We start from the raw sequence: 18,388 nt of genomic DNA on the forward strand, positions 1-18,388 counted from the left end.
TGGTCAGGAGATTGCTGGCGGCGCGCGAGCGCCATAGGTCGGCCCAGACGGCAAGACTTCCGTCTGCAAGACGAGATCGGCCTGCGGACGGGCAATGGCCATCGCAAGCATGTCCATCCTGGGAGGGATGATTGCCGACTTACCGTCATCATGCTGCGGCGTCGCCTTGACGCTACGCCAATCGACGACGACGAACGATCGTTCGGGAATGGCGGGGCCGCCATGCCGTCCGCGGGCGTCCATCTGACCCGAAGCGGGCTCTGTGGCACCCGATGCCTGAGGCAGGCTGTCGACCAGCGACCCGCCAAGCATCACCGCCAAGCACAGCAGCATGGCCGGCAATAAGCCGGTCGCAAGCGATCTATATGCCTTGGTCTGGTGCATCAGGCGGTGGCGCGGTCCGCGATCTCTGGGGCTGAATTGCCCAAGAAGTCTCCCAGTAAGGCATTTTGATGGATACGCCAAGCAAGTCTCGCTGCCTGAGGCGAGCACACCGGTGCAAACGCAAGGCCTGTTGCCTGATCAGGCGTAGAGATAGCCGACCCCGCGAATGGTCTTGATCACCTCGGGCTTTGTTGGGTCAGTCTCGATCTTCTTGCGCAGCCGCGAAATTCGGATGTCGATGCTGCGGTCGAACGGATCCCAGCCCCGATCATGCGCAAGTTCGAGCAACTGGTCACGGTTGAGTATCCGCCCCCTGTTCTCGGCGAACACTTTGAGCAGCCGGAACTCCATCGGGGTGATCGCAATATCAAGGCCATCGGCGTCGAACAGCTTGCGCTGCTCAAGGTCCAATCGACAGCTGCCGAACTGGGCGCTCTGGGGCCCGAGGGCATTTTCTGCAACACGATCCCTGCCCGTTGTCCTGCGCAGCACGGCCTTCACCCGCGCCAGCAGTTCGCGCAGGTCGACCGGCTTGCCGATATAATCGTCGGCACCGATCTCGAGACCGACGACCCGGTCGATGATCTCGGCCGAGCCCGTGAGCATGATGATCGCCACCTCGGAATGCTCGCGCAGGTAGCGCGCCAGCGAGAGGCCGTCTTCGCCGGGCATGCGGATATCGAGGATCACCACATCGACGGGCTGGCTCTCGACGATCTGGCGCAAGGCCGGCCCGGCATCGGCTGTCGTCACGGCATAGCCGTGGCGTTCCAGATATTCCGCGACCATGTCGCGGACATCGGGCTCGTCATCGCAAACGACGATCTGCGAAATGGCAGTCACCGGGTCCTCACCTCGACTGGAAAACTACCTCGCTTCGGCGAGGGCGGCAAATCAAACGGCATCATTCACGCCTGCCTGACGACCAGGCCCGAAACAAATCGGCGCAGTTCGATCGGCTTCACCGGCTTTTCCAGATAGGGCCGCTTGGTGGCGCGCAGGAACACCTGCGCGTCGGGGCTGATCGTGTCGCCGGTCAGGAAGGCGAGCCTGTCGACTTCGGCCGGGTGGTAGTCGGCGATGTAGTTGTAGAGCCGCCGGCCATCCATGCTCGGCATCTTCAGGTCGCTCAGGATGACGGCAAACGTCCGCTTCCTGAGCTGTGTCAGAGCCTCTTCGCCCGAGCGCGCGACGACGACAGTGAAGCCGTCGCGCATCAGGACCTCGGCGATCAGGTCGGCAACCTCCCGCTCGTCGTCCACCACCAGGCATGAAAGCCCTGCCGAGTTCTCCGGCTCGTCGTCTGAAGGTCCTGATGTTTCGACGAACCGGTCGGAAGCCGGCAGCGAGACGACAAAGGTCGAGCCGCCGCCAGGCATGGTCTCGACCTCGATCGTTCCCTGATGGGCCTGGATGATACGATGGCAGAAGGACAGGCCGATGCCCGTGCCGGCGCCCACCTCCTTGGTGGTGAAGAACGGCTCGAAGATGCGCGGCAGGATTTCTTCCGCAATCCCGGGGCCAGTATCGGTGACACTAATGGTGATGTTGCCGCATTCCGGATGCCGCCCCGTCGAGACCAGTATCTTCCTTGGCCCCTCCCAGTGGTGAAGCGCGTGCTCGGCATTGACCAGCAGGTTGATCAGCACCTGGCTGAGCTGATCGGGGTCACCCCAGATCGCCGGCAGATCCGGCTCGAGATCGAACATGAGCTGGATGTCGGAAGACCGGATCGAATAGTTGACCACTTCGAGAGCTGCCGAAACAACCTCGTCTATCGACACATTCGTGGCGCGCGTCGGCTGCTGCCTGGCCATTGCCAGGAAGGTCTTGACGATACGGGCGCAGCGTTCCGCTGCCTTGCTGATCTTGTCGGCTCGCTCGACCGTCTTAGCGTCGACCGATGTTTCCTTCAGCGTCAGCGACATGCCGAGCACCACCGACAGCGGATTGTTCAGCTCATGGGCAACACCAGCCAGTAAGCCGCCGAGAGCCGACAGCTTCTCGTTCTGGTGCAGCTTCTCGCGCTGGTGCTCGACCTGCTTCTGCAACTCGATGCGGTCGCTCAGGTCGTGCGTATGGGAGACGATGACCTGCTCGCCATGGAAATCGATCAGTCGCGACGAGATCGAGCACCAGAATGTCTGGCCGTCGCTGCGCTTGAGCTGTGTTTCGAATTCATCGACAGCGCCATCACGCAGCAGGCGTTCGACATATTCGTCGCGATGCGCCTGACTGGCGAAGTGATCGAGCGCGCCAACGACATCGCCCAGCAACCTCGTCGTCGCCGGGCTGCTGTAGAGCTGCTTGCCGTCGTGGGCGCGCGTCATCTGGATGCTGACGGGGCTGGCCTCGAGGACCCTGCGCACGAGGTCGTCTGCTTCCTTGGCCGCCAGTTCAGCTCGCTTGCGCTCGGTTATGTCGAGGCGGGTGACGACGAAGCCGCCCTCTCGTGTCGGGCTGTTCGAAACGAAAAACCAGCCGCCGTCTGCATGCTGGAATTCCTGCTGGCGATACTCGCGCCGATCCCTCGCCCGCTCGGCCAACCACTCGTCGATCTTGTCGCCGGGAACACGGAACTGGCTGCGTTCGGCAGTGACGCGCAGGAAGTCGAACCAGTTCACCCCGGGGACCAGCACGTCGGCGCAGATGGCATGCATCTTCCGATACTGGCTGTTGGCCAAAACAAGGCAATCGTCCTTGTCGTAAAGCGCGAACCCTTCGGCCAGCGACTCGATCGCGTCGGTCAGGCGGTTGTTTGCCTGGCGCGTCTGTTGCTGCGCCATGATCATGGCGTTGATGTTCGTGGCGTTGGAAACGATCACCTTCTTGCCCTGGAAGTCGATCAGCCGCGCCGAAAGCGAGCCCCAGAAAATGGTGTCGTCGGAACAGTATTGCCGCACACGGAAGTCGTCGATGCTGCCCTTGTCCAGCAGGGTGCTGACCAGAATTTCCCGGTCGGCCGGGTTGACATAATAGTCAGCGATGTGAGGGCGATCGCCGTAGAGTTCCCGGCTGGCGGGATTGGCATAGAGCGTCTCGCCTTCGATCGTCGACATGCGTGTCGGCGACGGGCAAGCGTCCAGCACCCGTTGCATCAGCGATGTCGCCTCGCGTACCGCTGCTTCGGCTTTCTTGCGCTCGGTGATGTCGAGCACGCCGATGACCAGCGACGGGCGCGAACGAAAGACGCTCCGCCGCCAGTTCGTCGAGCACCAGACATTTGAGCCATCTTCACGCTGCATCTCAATCTCGCAATCGCGCAAGATGTCGTTGCCGTGGACATGGCGACAGGCCTGATCGAATTCGTCCGGGTTCACAAAATGGTCGGTGAGGCGCTGTTGCTGTTGCGGCTGCCATTTGCGGCCAAGCAGGTGCGACCCGTCGAGGCTCTCATAAAGGATCTGTTTGCTTTCTTCGTCGACGACCCAGACCGGCAGCGGATGGCTGTCGGTGATACAACGGAAGATCTCGGCGCTGTTGAGATGTGCGATCTGGGCCAGCTTCATTTCGGTGATGTCGGTGCTGATCAGCGCGATGCCGGTGCCAAGGCGGGGGTGGCTCGTCAGCAGTTTCCAGGCGCCGTCGAAGGTTTGCGCCTCGATCGGCGGCACGTTCGGCTGCCGCCAGCGCAACGCGGCGCGCCGAACGAAGTCATCGGTCTGTTCCACAACAAGACCATCGAAGCTGGCAAACTGACGAAGAACCCGGGCGACCGCTGCGAGGACATCCATCGGCGGCTGCTCACCGCGCGGCTGGGCAATGCCGCCGAAAATCTCGGCATTGGCGTCGACAAGCATGTCGTCGCTGTCGAAAAGCGCGTAGCCCGTCCGAACATTCACCGCCGGATCGCCAGCTCGCATGATCGTCTCCTCAATCCTGAGCGCGGCCACATCACGGCGGCGTGAGCGCGGCGGATGATTACAAGCCCTCTGTTTCGGTATGAGGTCGAAACTCACTCACTTTGTTTCAATTATTTCGGCATGAGAGCCATTTTCGCGCAATCGCGCGAACAAACGAAACCTTTTTCCTAGACTCAGAAAAAGCGTCGAAACAGGCCTGAGCTAACTTCCGCCATGTCGACTTCGTTGGGTCGGCTCCGGCATGCGGAAGCATCCAGTCTATCAAAAACCCGCGGGATGTTGATAGGCGGCCCATCCGCAGGCGAGGCGCCCGGCAAGGTCGAGAACGCGAACGTCCCCCAAGGAGACATGAGATGCGATCGACCATTCTAGCCTTTTGCGCTGTTCTGCCGACCTTCGGCATGGCGCATGCTTTCGACATCGCTTCCAGCTTTCAATTCCCACCCGCCGGGATGATGTCGTCACTGCACGACCCTGCTAACGCAACGTCCCCGCAGATCGTGAAGAAGCAGCGAACCGACGTCTATTCACGCGTATCGCTGGGCGCGACACCAGGGCGGCTCACGTCGCGCCGCCTGTTCAGCGGCCTGCCACTGTCAGCAACGGGCGACAACGGACGCGGCTCGATCGGGCTTTCGTCAGCAGCTTCGATGGCGGCTGACGTCCCTGCTCGCCCGGGCAGCCGTCATGCGCCCTGCGGCAACCCGCAGATCGACTAAACATCGCCACTGAAACAAACGAAACACTTCTCCCGATGCCGGGAACATGCCCGAAACAGGAGAGGTCTAGATCCGTATCGCCGACTTGGCACAGCTCAAAGGAGTTCCAGAACATGACTACCCTGACCATCCGATCACCCGCCGCCGGCCTCGTTTCGTCGCTGGCTTCGCGGATCGCGGCCGCCCATCGGGCATTCTGGCGGCATCGCGCCCATCGCCGCGCGGTGTGGAGCCTTGGGGAACTTGACGACTACCTGCTCAAGGATATCGGCGTGGCTCGCTCTGAAATCCAGTCGCTTGTCAGCGATCCATCCGGTGACCGGAAGCGCGGCCATGAACACGATGTGGAATAGCGCCAGTTGGAAGTCCGATCCCGGCGACGTCTGCCGGCCCGTGCTCAGCGAGGCTGTGTTCTCCCCACCCGTACTCGCGTTGCATGGCTCCACGAATACGGGTGGGCTGTGGCAAGGCACCGCGGACTACCTGCGCGGCCGCCACCGGCTAATCGCGCCTGATCTGTCCTGTCACTGCAGCAGATGGACAGCCCTTGGTATCCCCGCTGTTGCGGGCGCTCTTCTTGGCGCGATGTCGGAGCCGATGCACCTTGTCGGACATGGGCATGGTGCGGCAGTGGCGCTGGAGATCGCGCTGATGCGACCGGAACTGGTCAAAAGCCTGACGCTGATCGAGCCCGCACTGTTCCATCTGCTGCGCGCCGGGGCTCCGTCAGATCTGGCCTTGTTCGCCGAGCTTGCCGGCATGGCCGAGAAACTGGCGACAACAGCACGTGCCTCCGGCCCGTCAGCCTGCATGCGCGCCTATATCGACTTCTGGCATGGCGCAGGGGCCTGGCGCCGGACCAGCGAAAGCCTCCGGCAAGAGCTCGTGCGCCATGCGGATCAAGTGGTTCGGGATCTTGCCGCAGCACTTGCAGCAGCCTGGCCGGCAAGCCGCTGCCGCCGGCTCGATTGCCCGACACTTGCTATAATGGCACTGGACAGCCCTGTCGCCAGCTTGCGTGTCACCGAAATGGTGGCCGAAACCGTTCCCGACGCACGGCTCGCCATGGTTGCCGATGCCGGGCATATGGCGCTGCTGACCGACCCCCACATCGTCAATCCGATGATTTCAGCACATTTGCGAGCCGCCGACCGCGTACCCTCCGTCCTAAAGCCGCGGCGTTCTAGGGTCAAAACCCATAAAAATGTTGGCATCGCTGCGGGTACGACGGTGCCGAATGGGCCAAGTCACGACGCTCGCAGGACCCGTTTTTGGTCTGATTAAACTGATCCAGAAGCATGTCATTAATACTCGCCGGGTCCGACATCGTCTCCAGCGGCAGCAGCAATCCCGTGCCCAAGGCGCGCAGGCGCTCGGCAGGGGCTCCCATGTCGAACGTGCAGACCGGATAACCTGCCTCCAGCGCTATGGACAGCGTATAGGAATAGGTCTCCGGCCAAACGGAGGGCAGCAGGGCGACATGCGCCTTCACATCGTCTAGCGCGTTGAATACCTCATCCTCTTTGTAGCCGCCCGTAATCTGGATCTCCGAGGAGCCATTAAGCTTGGGGCTACTCGTGAAACCGACGATCGAAAACGCGATAGGAAGCTCGCGGCTTCGAGCATCGTCGATGCAGGCTTCCAGAATGCGGGCTCCCTTGTGATCACCGATGGCACCGATGGTCACGACTTTCAGCACCCCGCCCTCGTAGGGAAGCGCGACCCTGCGTGCAAAAGGCCTGTCCGGTTCGGCGTGCGGGCGCAGGACGATTTGGCGACCGGGATGGTAGCGGCCCATTCTCAGAATGACGTCGCGGCTTGGCGCGACCACTTCATCTGCGCCCGCGACAAAATCACTGTATCGCCGCCGCCAGCCATCAATGTCCGTCATATCAGTAGATTGCCAGTCGGGGTGAATGGTGTTGGCAGATTTGGGATTTTCGCCGATGCACCGGTTGCACTGCTCGGATCCTGTTTCACCGCAATAGTGCCCCGAGCTGTCGATCAGGTTTATCTGGGGGCAGACGGGCACATAGTCATGCAGCATGACGCCATAGGTTACGCCCAGCTCGCGCGCCAGATCCGGAACCAGATCGAGGATCTTGCTTGACCAGCGAACCGTGCTGTGGACCTCGATATGCGAAACGATGCCCCGGAGTTGCTCGGCAAGCGTCGAAAGGCTGCCTTCCACCGCAAAGGGTTCGAGATTTGCGAAATCGCCCTGCGATGCGACATTGGTGATTCTGAACGCCGTGCCATCCCGCACGGGCACGGCACAAAGCAGCGCTTCTCCGCTCGACATGCCGGCAGCCGCACGGTCAGCAAGGTAGCGATCGATGCCGCCACCCCAGCCGTGGGTAAAGCAAAGCACGACACGAGCAAGTCGACCCTCGACCAGACGGGCGATGTCCAGCCGTGCACGCGCAGCTTTGGCGGGATCGGCAGAGAGGTAACGCGCGACAGCGCCGGGGTATTGAGGGTGCTTCTTGACCAGCGCGCGGTAGCCGTCCTTCTTGGCCTGTGCAGCCCCCGAGCTGAATGACGTCTCGCCTGAATGGAAGACAAAGACATCCAGCGCGTGCAAGTTGCGCATGTTCTGCCCCTCGGCCCGAACGCAGAAATCATTCTCCTCGCCATAGCCGCGGCCAAAGGTCTTGACGTCGAAATCGCCGATCTTCGTGAATGTTGCGCGCGTAACATACATGCAGAAGCCGACACCCGTCGGCACCTCGACTGCGGTGCCCCGGTTTGCCGCAGCCGCATACTCGTCGATCTTGGCAAACGGAACATCCAGTTCGCCCGGATTGTCCTTGCAGAAATTCGGATAGCTACAGATCGTGCCGTTGTTGGTGAACGGCGTCACAGTCGCCACCTCGCCACCCGTGACGTGATCTTTAAGCCGGTCGAGCCAGTCGTTGAAGACCAGGGTATCGCTGTTCAACAACAGCACGTCACGATCGGGGTGCAGGGCGATGCCGCGGTTCACTGTCGCGACAAAACCCAAATTCTTCTGGTTTCGCAGCAGCGTGATGAGGCCCATCCCGGCAAGCCGATCGAGCGCGCGCGACAGCTCGGGCTCCGGCGAGGCATCATCGACAACGATCAGCTCGAGATCGGTCCTGTTCGTGCTCATCAGCACCGACATGATGCAAGCCAGCGTGTCGTCGTAGCCGCGATAGACGGGAACAATCACGTCAACCGTGGCAGACGACGCGACGGGAGCAGCGATATGAGCGGCCAACGCCTCGAAATCACCCCAGTCTGGAGCTGCCGGGCGAAATGACGGCTTGAAATGGTCGTCGCGACCGGCGCCCTGAAGATGCTGGCTTAGCAGCATCTTCGTCCTGTCCGCATTCGGATTGGCATTGAGATAGGATGCGGGATCGAAGTTTTCGTTCGGCCACCTGCCCTCCTTCTCGCCACGCTCGATGTAATGCAGCAGCGGGTTTCCGCCCCAGTTGCGGATGTCCGCATTGTTTTCAAGGTAGTAGGAGGTATCAAAGCCCTTGCATGGATCGCGCCCTTCATAGGCGCCGAAAAGCACATAGTGGACCACCGGCTCATGCCGGGAGGCGCCGACATCCGGGTAGCTGTCCTTGTACCACTTGCGGTCAAACAGTCCCGAATTGACCAGAGTTCGACAGATCTGCGCCAGTTCCGAACGTCCGAACTTGCGCGCCAGGGTTCCCAGTGCACTTCGCCGACGTGCGGCCAGCTGTCCGTCCGAAATATATTCAGACAGGCGGTCAAGGCGAATGCGATACAGGCTGGCTGCCTCATTGAGCCGCACGATTTCGCTTCGGTGTTTAGCAGCTTCGGCCTGAAACCTGGATGCAGCGGCCTCGGCCTCGGCCAGCGCGCGCTGTACAACCGCCAGCTGTTCAATGAGGGGCCGGTCGGGGTCCGCATCATCCGAATAACGGAATGCGGCCGCAGCTTTGGCTTCGGTCAGCGCCCGCTTTGCAACCGCCTGCTCTTCATTCAGAGCGTCCTTGCGGTCACGGTCAGCATCATCGGCATGCCGAGAATTTGCGTCGGCCCGAGCTTCCGCAAGCGCACGCTTTACAACGGCCAGTTCTTCATTGAGGGCAACCCAGTTCCGATCATGGTCCGTATCGTCGCCATAGCGCGGAGCAGCAACAAAGTACGGCACCAGCTCATCTATGCCATCCACCCTCTTGCACACGCTGGCGCGACCTTGCGACGGGGCTTGATGATCTGCCGGCAGAAACAACAGCGCAGTCTCGTGTGCAACGCCGAATATGTTCTCCGGATCCCCATTGCGGTTTTGCGTGTTGTAGGCAGACGTTGATACAAAGTACGAGACGTAGTCGTGCGCGGACATCACATCAAATAAGCTGGAAGCATGTCCTATGGAGTTCACTTCGCAAAAGATCGCCGGCTTGTCGCGATCGATCGTCTTGGAGGCGCCTTTCAGGGCAAAGGACTCATAGCCTTCAATATCCATCTTAATGAAAGCAACCCGGTCGAACTCATAGTCATCGATCGCCCTGACTTCGACGGCGATGTCATTTGAGCCAGCTACGCTCCTTACCGACTGTGCGCCGGCATTCACGTTTCGATCGTCAGGCAGCCTCCCGATATATGCACGTCCGGCCCTCTCGCCGATGGCCCTTGGATGAACACTGATCCGTCCTCCAAACTTCTCCGCATTGCACGACAGCAAGCCCGCCAATTGTGGCTGCGCTTCAAAGGAATGGACCTTCACATCATTGCTAAGGCTGGCAAATGCACGAGCGTGAAGTCCGACATGGCCGCCAACATCAAGGACCAAGCTGCCCGGCGAAATGAACTGGGCAAGGAAGTCGATCTCGATCTGCGCCCATTCGCCATACTTGGATAACGAATCTGCAATTGGACGGTCGTGTGTCTTGATGAGCACAGGCCCATATCGCGTGGAGAACTCTGTTGTCCCCGTGGTCGCATTCATTCAGCAGCTACTCTTTTGAAATCCCTTGCATGCGCACCTCCGACCAATCAGCTATCCGAAGGCGAGTCGAAAACCTATCCGCTAACATCGACTAACGAGTATATATCCAGCGCATCCGCTCCGGCCAAGTAGACATTGTAAAAAGGCGCTGCTCCCGACATGGCATCGGCGGCGATCGCCCAACACGACAAGCGTCGCTATCGGCTCGACAGAGCCAGGACGGCGCACTTACGCTTGGCTGCAGTGATCGCGACGATCATCTCCCTGATTGACCTACGCCCAATCGTCCCGCGCCTGTGCCTGGCCAGCCTGCACGGCTGCGATGGCACGATCGCTGTTCAAGCAGAACACGCCTGCCCTTTCCAGCCGGCAAGCAGCGTTTTGTTTCGCTTTACCGGCGGCGACTGAAACAAACGAAACACTTATCGCTGTGTTCTGAAAACCGCTCGAAACGGGGCGCCGCTAGAAGTGGGACGTCGCCGATGTTGGCGTCACCTCCCAAGAAAGGAACTACCAAATGAAGAAGATCATCCTGGCTGCCGCATCCCTCGCCTTGATGTCGGGCGCAGCGCTCGCGTCGTCGAACAACGGCGTGGTCATGAAGTTCAGCCCGGCATCTCGCGTCATTACCCTCGACAACGGCCACAGCTTCACCGTGCCGCGCGACGTCGGCCTTCCTAATATCCAGATCGGCGAGAAGGTTTCGATCGGGCTCAACGATGAAGGAGACAAGGTCACCAGCGTCCTGCGCTGAACGCCACCTCCCCACCGCCAAAGGCAGCTTGATGTTGCCGCAAAGCCATGGGCCGCCCCTGCCCATGGCTTTTTTGCTGTTGGCCGCCACAGCGGCAGGGCTGCGCCGAATACTCCGCCTGATTAGGCGGCCGGCGTCTGGCCATTCTGCTGCTGGCCCTTGGCCTTGGCGTGCCAATCGAAATCGATAGAGCCTTCCTCGGCTTTGTGGAAGAACTGCGAACACACCAGCCAGCCCTTGAGCGGTCGCAACAGTGCCATGCAGCTCAGCACGGTCAGCGGCAAGGTGATGAACAGATGCACCCATAGCGGCAAGCCGAAGGCCGTCTGGAACCATGCGCCGAAGGCGAGCGCCGGCACAGCGGCAATGGTCATGGCGAAGAAGGCGGGGCCATCGGCGGGATCGGCGAAAGAATAGTCGAGCCCACAGACCTCGCAACGCGGCGCAAGCTTCAGGAAGCCCTGGAACAGGTGCCCCATCTGGCAGCGCGGGCAGAGCCCCTTGATACCCGTCTTCATCGGGTTGTCGGTGGGGGTAAACCCCTCTGCCGTATATCTGGACCGAGACATGCGCGTCTCCTTCTTGCGGGTCGCAAACATGCGGGCAACGCCACAGCGCGCCCCTACGCCCCGACACATAAGGCGCTTCAGCCTTGCCGGCAAGGTGCAATATGCATATAATTCACATACATTCCTGACAATTGATGAATGTATGGACCAATTGTATGGAGAACGAGCGCGCCGTAAGACGCCTGCGCGGGTCCGCCACATGGGGCAAAATGTCCCCCGGGGTGCGTCGACTTTCCGCGCTGCGCAGATCAAGATGGGCGTCTATTGCAAGGTGTGAGCAATACCTGACGACAATCGACGAGTATTACGCTTCGACCAGCAATCGCGCTCAAGCCGATTGTACATGCAAGAGAGGTCCTTGATGTTCGGCCTAACCGCACTCGAACTGGCCCGCATACAGTTCGGCTTTACCATCTCCTTCCACATCATCTTCCCCGCCATCACCATCGGGCTCGCAAGTTACCTCGCGGTGCTGGAAGGCTTGTGGTTATGGAAGCGCGATACCGTCTACCGCGATCTCTACCATTTCTGGTCGAAGATCTTCGCCGTCAACTTCGCCATGGGCGTCGTCTCCGGCCTCGTCATGGCCTACCAGTTCGGCACCAACTGGAGTTACTTCTCCGCCTTCGCCGGCTCGGTGACCGGGCCGCTGCTCGCCTACGAAGTGCTCACCGCCTTCTTCCTCGAGGCCGGCTTCCTGGGCGTCATGCTATTCGGCTGGAACCGGGTCGGCCCTGGTTTGCACTTCTTCTCCACCATCATGGTTGCGGTCGGGACGCTGATTTCGGCAACCTGGATTCTCGCCTCCAACAGCTGGATGCAGACCCCGCAAGGCTTCGAAATCGTCAACGGCGTCGTCATCCCGGTGAACTGGTTCGAGATCATCTTCAACCCGTCATTCCCCTACCGCCTGGCGCACATGACCGTCGCCGCCTACCTGGCGACCGCCCTTTTTGTTGGTGCGTCGGGCGCCTGGCATCTGCTGCGCGGCAACGACAACCGCCACACCCGCACCATGATGTCGATGGCGATGTGGATGGTGCTGGTTTCGGCGCCGGTGCAGATTCTGATCGGCGACCTGCACGGCCTCAACACGCTGAAACACCAGCCCGCCAAGATCGCAGCACTCGAAGGCCATTGGGAGAACAAACCCGGCGAAGCCGTGCCGCTGACCCTGTTCGGCTGGCCCGACATGGAGAAAGAAGAGACGCTCTACGCGATCAAGGTTCCGAATCTCGGCAGCCTGATCCTGACCCACAGCTGGAACGGCCAGTTCCCTGGCCTCAAGGAATACGCCAAGGAGGACCGTCCGAACTCGACCGTCGTATTCTGGAGCTTCCGGATCATGGTCGGTCTCGGCATGCTGATGTTGCTGCTCGGTGCCTGGGGGCTATGGCTGCGCTGGCGCCAGCAACTCTATGAAAAGAGGCTGTTCCTGCGCTTCGCCACCTTGATGGGCCCGGCCGGTGTGATCGCCATCCTTGCCGGCTGGTACACCACCGAGATCGGCCGCCAGCCATGGATCGTCTATGGCGTGATGCGCACCAAGGACGCAGTGTCGAACCATTCGGTGCTGGCGATGAGCACCACCCTCATTGTCTTCGTCGTGGTCTACTTCATCGTCTTCGGCATCGGCACGAGCTACATGCTCAAGCTGGTCGGCAAGGGCCCCGAAGTCGACGAGCATGATCCGGGCGACGACGATATGAGCGGCCGGCCGGCGCGGCCGCTATCTGCCGCCCACGAACAGATCGACATGTTCGCGCAGACTCACGCCGACAGGAAAGGCTGAACCGATGGGCATCGATCTTCCAGTTGTCTGGGCCGTCATCATCGCCTTTGGCCTGATGATGTATGTCATCATGGACGGGTTCGATCTCGGCATCGGCATCCTGTTCCCCTTCGTTCGCGACCGCGAGCAGCGCGACACAATGGTCAACACGGTCGCCCCGGTTTGGGACGGCAACGAGACCTGGCTGGTGCTCGGGGGGGCCGCCCTGATGGCTGCCTTCCCGCTTGCCTATGCCGTCATCCTCAGCGCGCTCTATCTGCCGCTGGTGCTGATGCTGCTCGGGCTGATCTGGCGCGGGGTCGCCTTCGAGTTCCGCTTCAAGGCCGACCAGCATCACAGGGCATTCTGGGACAAGGCCTTTGCCGGCGGCTCCTATGTCGCCACCTTCTTCCAGGGCGTGTCGCTCGGTGCCTTCCTCGACGGCTTCAAGGTCGAAAACAACACCTATGTCGGCGGCGCGCTCGACTGGGTCACGCCTTTCAGCCTGTTCACCGGCTTCGGGCTGATTGTCGCTTATGCACTGTTGGGCAGCACATGGCTGATCATCAAGACCGAAGGCGTTCTGTATGACCGCATGGTCGCTTTGGCGCGCCCCATAACGCTTGCCTTGCTGGCCGTCATCGGCATCGTCAGCCTGTGGACGCCGTTCGCCCATCCCGACATTGCCGAACGCTGGTTCAGCTTCCCGAACATCGTCTTCTTCTCGCCGGTGCCGATCCTGGTCCTTGTCGCCACCTGGCTAATTCTGCGCAGCCTGCAGGGCGCACCACATGCCGGACCGTTCATCCTGGCGCTGTTCGTGCTGTTCCTTGGCTATAGCGGCCTCGGCATCAGCCTGTGGCCGAACATCATCCCACCTGACATCACCATCCGCGAGGCCGCCTCGCCGCCGCAGAGCATGGGCTTTGCACTGGTCGGCGCCCTGTTCATCATCCCCTTCATCCTCGGCTACACCGCATGGTCTTATTACGTGTTCCGCGGCAAGGTGAAAGCCGGCGAGGGCTATCACTGATGGCCGCCCCCTCGCAGGCACCGGTATCGTGGCCGAAGCGGATCGGCTGGCTGATCCTCATCTGGACAGTCAGCGTTCTGGGGCTCGGTGCCGTAGCCTACCTCTTCCGCCTGCTGATGAATATCGCCGGCCTTACCGTGTGAATTGCGGAACGATCTGATGTACAGCGACGTCTCCGAGGCGCCCGGCCCGCGCCTGCTTCATGACCGGATCTATGCCGGCGACATTCTTCGCTTCGGCGCACTTGTGCCGATGGCCGACCTCGTCAGCTTCACCCAAACCTTCCTGGAGGATGCGTTCGCGCCCTTCGCACCGGAGGAAATACATCGCCACCTGTCGCATCACGAGCAGACGGAGAGCTTCGCCCAGCGCCAGCGCGATTTCGCCCGGTCGCCGGAGGTCAGGCGGCTGTGGCGCGATGTCTTCGAGGCCTGCGGTCTGGAGGCGGAAGGGCTCGCACGAGATACCCTCTATCTCAGGTTCCAGCCGCACCAGGATCCGGGGAGCGTCGTGCCGCGTGCCCGCACCACCGCCACCATTGCCTTCCACCGCGACACCTGGGGTTCCAACCTCTATGCCCAGACCAATTGGTGGGCGCCGGTCTACGACATCGATGAAGGGCGCACCTTCGCGATCTACCCCTCGCTCTGGGATCGTCCGGTCGCGAACACCAGCGCCGACTTCGACCTTGCCGCGCTGCTGGAGCGGTCGAAGGCTGGTGGTCGCAACGCTGTCGACGCCGACGCGGCGATACCTCATCTGATCGAGGAGCTTGAGGTCGCAGACGCTACGCCGGTGGTCATCGCACCGGGTCAGATCATCGCGTTTTCCAGCGCTCATGCCCATGCCGGCGTGCCGAATTCGACCGGCCTGACCCGTATCTCGCTCGAAACACGCACCTTATGGATCGACGATGTTCGTTCAGGTCGCGGCGCGCCCAATGTCGACGGCTTTGCGCGCTGGATGTCGCCCGGCATGTTTCGCCGGGTGAGTGACGAGGCCCCGCTGCATCAAATCCTTGGCATGAACCGGATCGAGCGTTTCGCCGGCCCACTGCCGAGCGCCATCCCCTAGGGCTACACGACCATCGACGACACCGCCGACTGCTGCACGAGCAGGTCAGCGACTGTCCCAAGGCTTGCGGCAAGCGACGCCTGATTGGGCGCCGCACCCAAACCAAGGCGCACTGCCTCGGGTGCAGGCCCCGAAACCGAGAACGCATCGCTGGTGACGACGCCGATGCCGGCCGAGCGCAGGCGCGCGGCAAAGTCGCTCCGGCTCCAGCCAGATGGAAGCTTCAGCCAGACGTGGAAGCCTTCGGCATTTGCCTGCACAAGGCTGGACGGCAGCAGTTGCGACGCGATCGCTTGCCGCTGCCTGGCTTCGCTTCGAATTGCCGCCAGCACGGATTGTGCAACCCCAGTCTCGATCCAGCGCGTGGCAAGCGAGGCCGTCAGCGGCGAGGCCATGCCGGCGGTGGCGCGGATGGCGCCGGCTAGATGGGCTGCCGTGCGCTCCAGCGGCACCACCACATAAGCCACGCGCAGCGCCGGCGCCAGGCACTTGGCCAGGCCGGCAATGTGATAAGTGATTTCGGGTGCGAGGGCCGCGAAAGTGGCCACCGGATTGACCGGCAAGGCGCCATAAGCGTCGTCCTCAACGATCAGCACATTGTGCTGGCGCGCGATCGCCACGATCTGCTCGCGCCGTACCTGCGACAGCGTCGTTGTTGTCGGATTGTGCAGCGTCGGCGTGCAGTAAAGCAGCTTCGGCGCGCGCTTGCGGCACACATCTTCGAACGCTTCGGGAATCAGCCCTTCCTCATCCATCGCCACGCCGATGACGCCGATGCGCAGATGCTCGGCAACGGCAAGCAGGCCGGGATAGGTCAGAGCCTCGGCGCAGATGGTTTCGCCCGGTGCTGCCAACGCCCCCAGCAGCGCCAGCAACGCCCCTTGCGCGCCCGGACAGACCATCAACCGACCAGGGCCGATATCGCCCAGACGCGGCGCCAGCCACATGGCGCCCGCGGCGCGGTCGCGCAGCGTGCCGCCGGCTTCCTGGTAGCGCATCAACAGGCCGAGCCCGTCGCCGGCCTGCAGTTCGGCGATGCCGTCCCACATCTTTGCTGCGAGCTCCGGATCGTCGAACCGCGGCGGCAGGTTCATGCTCATGTCGACGATACCGGTCACCGTCGACGGCGAGTTGGACGGACGACGCATCCTGACATAGGTGCCCTGCCCGACCCGACCTTCGACCAGCCCGCGCTTGCGCGCCTCGGCATAGGCACGGCTCACCGTGGTGAAATCGATGCCAAGCTGGTCGGCAAGTGTCCGCTGCGGCGGCAGCCGAAAGCCGCCGGGCAAGCGGCCAGACGCGATGTCGACCGACAAGGCGTCGGCAATCGCCAGATACAGCGGCCCGTCGGCCTTCGAGATCGCGGGCGACCAGACGTTGACTGTCATGGTGCAACAGGTTCCATCATCGTTGTCCATATATAGGCATAATGTATGCCCAAGGCCACCATCAATGCGTGGGTCTGGTTGGCTGAACCCCCAACTGTCCGATCCGCAGATACCTGTGGCTCAATCGCGCCCCGGTGGACGACGCCGAATTCGCATGGGATCATTCTGAAACCAATTGTTTAGGCTGGCTCCGGCCTGCCCACTCATGTGGGCGGCCATGAGAAGACAGGCCGTCTGCGCGACTTGTCGAGACGCTAACCAGGCAAGTTGTTGGCCGGCCTTGCGATCACTCCAAGGGTTGGCTCGTCGATCGGATTAGGAGTCGACCGCGAACCAAGCGTGGTCGTCCCGCAGTCGTGGGTTCGCTAAGGTATATCCGTCTCTCGTATGAAAGCTCGAACCGTTTCAATGTCCCACGACAGTGGGCGATCGTCGGCATAATGCGCGACACGTTCACGAACCGATCGATAGATCGCATCCGTCCCAGGCGCGCGCGTTTCGTCGCCAGCCAGGAAGTCATGCGCTTGGGCTGCCGCCATCAATTCAATTGCCAGGATATATTCGGCGTTGTCGATGACCGCCAGCAGCTTGTTGGCGGCAACGGTCGGATGGGCGAGGAAATCTTCCTGCAGTCCTGAGGTAACGCCGCCGTCGGTCGCAGCCGGAGCCGCGAGGCGGCGGTTCACGTTGCTCAACGAGGCCGCAGTGTACTGCGCGATCATGAAGCCGGAATTGCAGCCGCCTTCGCTGGCGAGAAATGCTGGCAGATTGTTGACGAGAGGGTTGACCAGACGATCAATCCGCCGTTCGCTCATCCCCGCCACCTGAGCCAGCGCGATCGTCAGGCTGTCGGCCGCCTGACCCAGTGCCGGCGCAACGGCATGAGCCTCCGAAAAGACCAGCGGGTTTTCCAGCGTACCCGACACCGCGGGATTATCAGTAACTGAAGCCAGTTCGCGATCGACAAGTTGCGCCGAACGCTCCGTCACTTCAAGCGCTGCACCGTGCACATGAGGCACGGCACGAAGGCTGAGTGCGTCCTGCGTCCGGCGCCCGCGTGCCGCGCTTATCAGGCCGCTGCCTTCGAGCAAAGCACGCAGCGTTACGCCTACTGCCTCAATGCCGGGTGACGGCCGCATAGCAAGCACTCGCTCGTCAAAGGCCTCCATCTGACCACCCGCGGCTTCAAGCGTCAGGGCCGCCGCAGCATCAGCCCAGCGTAACAGCCGTTCGACGCGCGCCAGCGCTACACACAGGAGCCCAGTTGCGCAGGCGGTGCCATTTACCAGGCTCAGACCTTCCTTGGCGCCAAGCACCAATGGCTCAACTCCAATGGCGGCCAGCGCATCACGGCCATTCATTCGGCGCCCGGCCACTTGCGCCCTGCCCTCACCGATCAGAACCAGCGCAATGTGGGCGTTGTGCGTGAGATATCCCGCTGACCCTCGTGACGGAACTTCCGGAATGCAGTCACGTTCCAGGAAGCGCAACAAGTGCAGAACGATCTCAGGGCGCACGCCAGAGTGACCATGTGCAAAGTTGGCCACCTGCGATGCGATAATGGCCCGGACGCTGTGCTCTGGAACTGGTTCGCCTACCCCGCAAGCATGACTGAGGATAATGTTGCGCGACAGTCTTTCCTGCAAAGCTGGTTCGACCACCGTGTTCGAAAGCGCGCCGACCCCAGTGTTCACACCGTAAGCACGCACGCCGTTCTCAACGATACGCTTCACGATACGATTGGCATGTGCAACGCGTTCCCAGGCGGCTGGGGCAAGAGCCAGCATCTCACCTGAGGCAACCCGCGCGATATCGCGCCAATTTGGAGGGGTATCGATTGATATTACCATGGCATGCTCGCGAGATGGCTCATTGGTGA

Annotated in this window: 15 protein-coding genes and 1 pseudogene; 9 read left to right on the forward strand and 7 right to left on the reverse strand. The window is 61.5% G+C overall.

All coding sequences use genetic code 11. The features are described from left to right. Positions 1-3 precede the first annotated feature (3 nt). The 3 genes from N7E70_RS29125 to N7E70_RS29135 all read right to left on the reverse strand — a co-directional run bounded on the left by N7E70_RS29125 (position 4) and on the right by N7E70_RS29135 (position 4,343). Positions 4-384, reverse strand: a complete 381-nt coding sequence (locus N7E70_RS29125) for a hypothetical protein (protein WP_269441473.1) — start codon at positions 382-384, stop codon at positions 4-6. 138 nt (positions 385-522) lie between these two features. Beyond that, the gene (locus N7E70_RS29130) at positions 523-1,227 is read right to left on the reverse strand and encodes a response regulator (protein ID WP_185910437.1); all 705 of its coding nucleotides are present in this window, start codon (positions 1,225-1,227) and stop codon (positions 523-525) included. Between the two features lie 65 nt (positions 1,228-1,292). After that, positions 1,293-4,343 carry an ATP-binding protein gene (locus tag N7E70_RS29135; RefSeq protein WP_269441474.1) on the reverse strand — a complete coding sequence of 1,017 codons (3,051 nt, stop codon included), beginning with the start codon at positions 4,341-4,343 and terminating at the stop codon, positions 1,293-1,295. A 257-nt stretch (positions 4,344-4,600) separates the two neighbouring features. Between N7E70_RS29135 and N7E70_RS29140 the strand changes: the two genes are divergently transcribed. From N7E70_RS29140 to N7E70_RS29150, 3 genes and pseudogenes are all read left to right on the forward strand, one after another. Further along, complete coding sequence (locus tag N7E70_RS29140) at positions 4,601-4,966, forward strand: hypothetical protein (RefSeq protein WP_263005239.1); 366 nt, start codon at positions 4,601-4,603, stop codon at positions 4,964-4,966. A 173-nt stretch (positions 4,967-5,139) separates the two neighbouring features. Next, positions 5,140-5,268, forward strand: a pseudogene (locus N7E70_RS30990) (DUF1127 domain-containing protein); the annotation flags it as partial. A gap of 31 nt (positions 5,269-5,299) precedes the next feature. Then, positions 5,300-6,250 (forward strand): alpha/beta fold hydrolase, encoded by a 951-nt coding sequence (locus tag N7E70_RS29150; RefSeq protein ID WP_263005240.1) that lies wholly within the window; start codon positions 5,300-5,302, stop codon positions 6,248-6,250. Here N7E70_RS29150 and N7E70_RS29155 read toward each other — a convergent pair. Next, on the reverse strand, positions 6,156-9,917 hold the full coding sequence (locus tag N7E70_RS29155; RefSeq protein WP_263005241.1) for an FkbM family methyltransferase: 3,762 nt from the start codon (positions 9,915-9,917) through the stop codon (positions 6,156-6,158). The genes N7E70_RS29150 and N7E70_RS29155 overlap by 95 nt on opposite strands. 159 nt (positions 9,918-10,076) lie before the next feature. On the opposite strand from N7E70_RS29155, the gene N7E70_RS29160 reads away from it, so the two are divergent. Next, positions 10,077-10,325 carry a hypothetical protein gene (locus N7E70_RS29160; RefSeq protein WP_263005242.1) on the forward strand — a complete coding sequence of 83 codons (249 nt, stop codon included), beginning with the start codon at positions 10,077-10,079 and terminating at the stop codon, positions 10,323-10,325. A 109-nt stretch (positions 10,326-10,434) separates the two neighbouring features. Beyond that, positions 10,435-10,671, forward strand: a complete 237-nt coding sequence (locus N7E70_RS29165; RefSeq protein WP_067967820.1) for a DUF1344 domain-containing protein — start codon at positions 10,435-10,437, stop codon at positions 10,669-10,671. Positions 10,672-10,793: 122 nt separating this feature from the next. Here N7E70_RS29165 and N7E70_RS29170 read toward each other — a convergent pair whose 3' ends face one another. Beyond that, entirely contained in the window at positions 10,794-11,240 is a 447-nt protein-coding gene (locus N7E70_RS29170; RefSeq protein WP_067968489.1) for a DUF983 domain-containing protein, read from the reverse strand. Positions 11,241-11,601: 361 nt separating this feature from the next. On the opposite strand from N7E70_RS29170, the gene N7E70_RS29175 reads away from it, so the two are divergent. From N7E70_RS29175 to N7E70_RS29190, 4 genes are read left to right on the forward strand one after another with little or no spacing between them, the layout of a single operon-like run. Continuing rightward, positions 11,602-13,032: a cytochrome ubiquinol oxidase subunit I gene (locus N7E70_RS29175; RefSeq protein ID WP_263005243.1), complete on the forward strand. Its 1,431-nt coding sequence runs from the start codon at positions 11,602-11,604 to the stop codon at positions 13,030-13,032. A gap of 4 nt (positions 13,033-13,036) precedes the next feature. After that, positions 13,037-14,044 carry a cytochrome d ubiquinol oxidase subunit II gene (cydB, locus tag N7E70_RS29180; protein WP_263005244.1) on the forward strand — a complete coding sequence of 336 codons (1,008 nt, stop codon included), beginning with the start codon at positions 13,037-13,039 and terminating at the stop codon, positions 14,042-14,044. Next, positions 14,044-14,187 (forward strand): DUF2474 domain-containing protein, encoded by a 144-nt coding sequence (locus N7E70_RS29185; RefSeq protein ID WP_083948827.1) that lies wholly within the window; start codon positions 14,044-14,046, stop codon positions 14,185-14,187. The genes cydB and N7E70_RS29185 overlap by 1 nt, the downstream gene beginning before the upstream one ends. Positions 14,188-14,203: 16 nt before the next feature. Continuing rightward, positions 14,204-15,118, forward strand: coding sequence for a hypothetical protein (locus N7E70_RS29190; RefSeq protein ID WP_263005245.1), 915 nt, complete (start codon positions 14,204-14,206; stop codon positions 15,116-15,118). A gap of 2 nt (positions 15,119-15,120) precedes the next feature. Here the strand turns inward: N7E70_RS29190 and N7E70_RS29195 are convergent, their stop codons facing one another. Both N7E70_RS29195 and N7E70_RS29200 read right to left on the reverse strand, forming a co-directional pair. Further along, positions 15,121-16,509 (reverse strand): aminotransferase-like domain-containing protein, encoded by a 1,389-nt coding sequence (locus N7E70_RS29195; protein WP_263005246.1) that lies wholly within the window; start codon positions 16,507-16,509, stop codon positions 15,121-15,123. Between the two features lie 365 nt (positions 16,510-16,874). Then, positions 16,875-18,359 carry an HAL/PAL/TAL family ammonia-lyase gene (locus tag N7E70_RS29200; protein WP_263005247.1) on the reverse strand — a complete coding sequence of 495 codons (1,485 nt, stop codon included), beginning with the start codon at positions 18,357-18,359 and terminating at the stop codon, positions 16,875-16,877. Positions 18,360-18,388: the final 29 nt, after the last annotated feature.

It is taken from the genome of Aminobacter sp. NyZ550 (assembly GCF_025628925.2).
Classification (GTDB): domain Bacteria; phylum Pseudomonadota; class Alphaproteobacteria; order Rhizobiales; family Rhizobiaceae; genus Aminobacter; species Aminobacter ciceronei.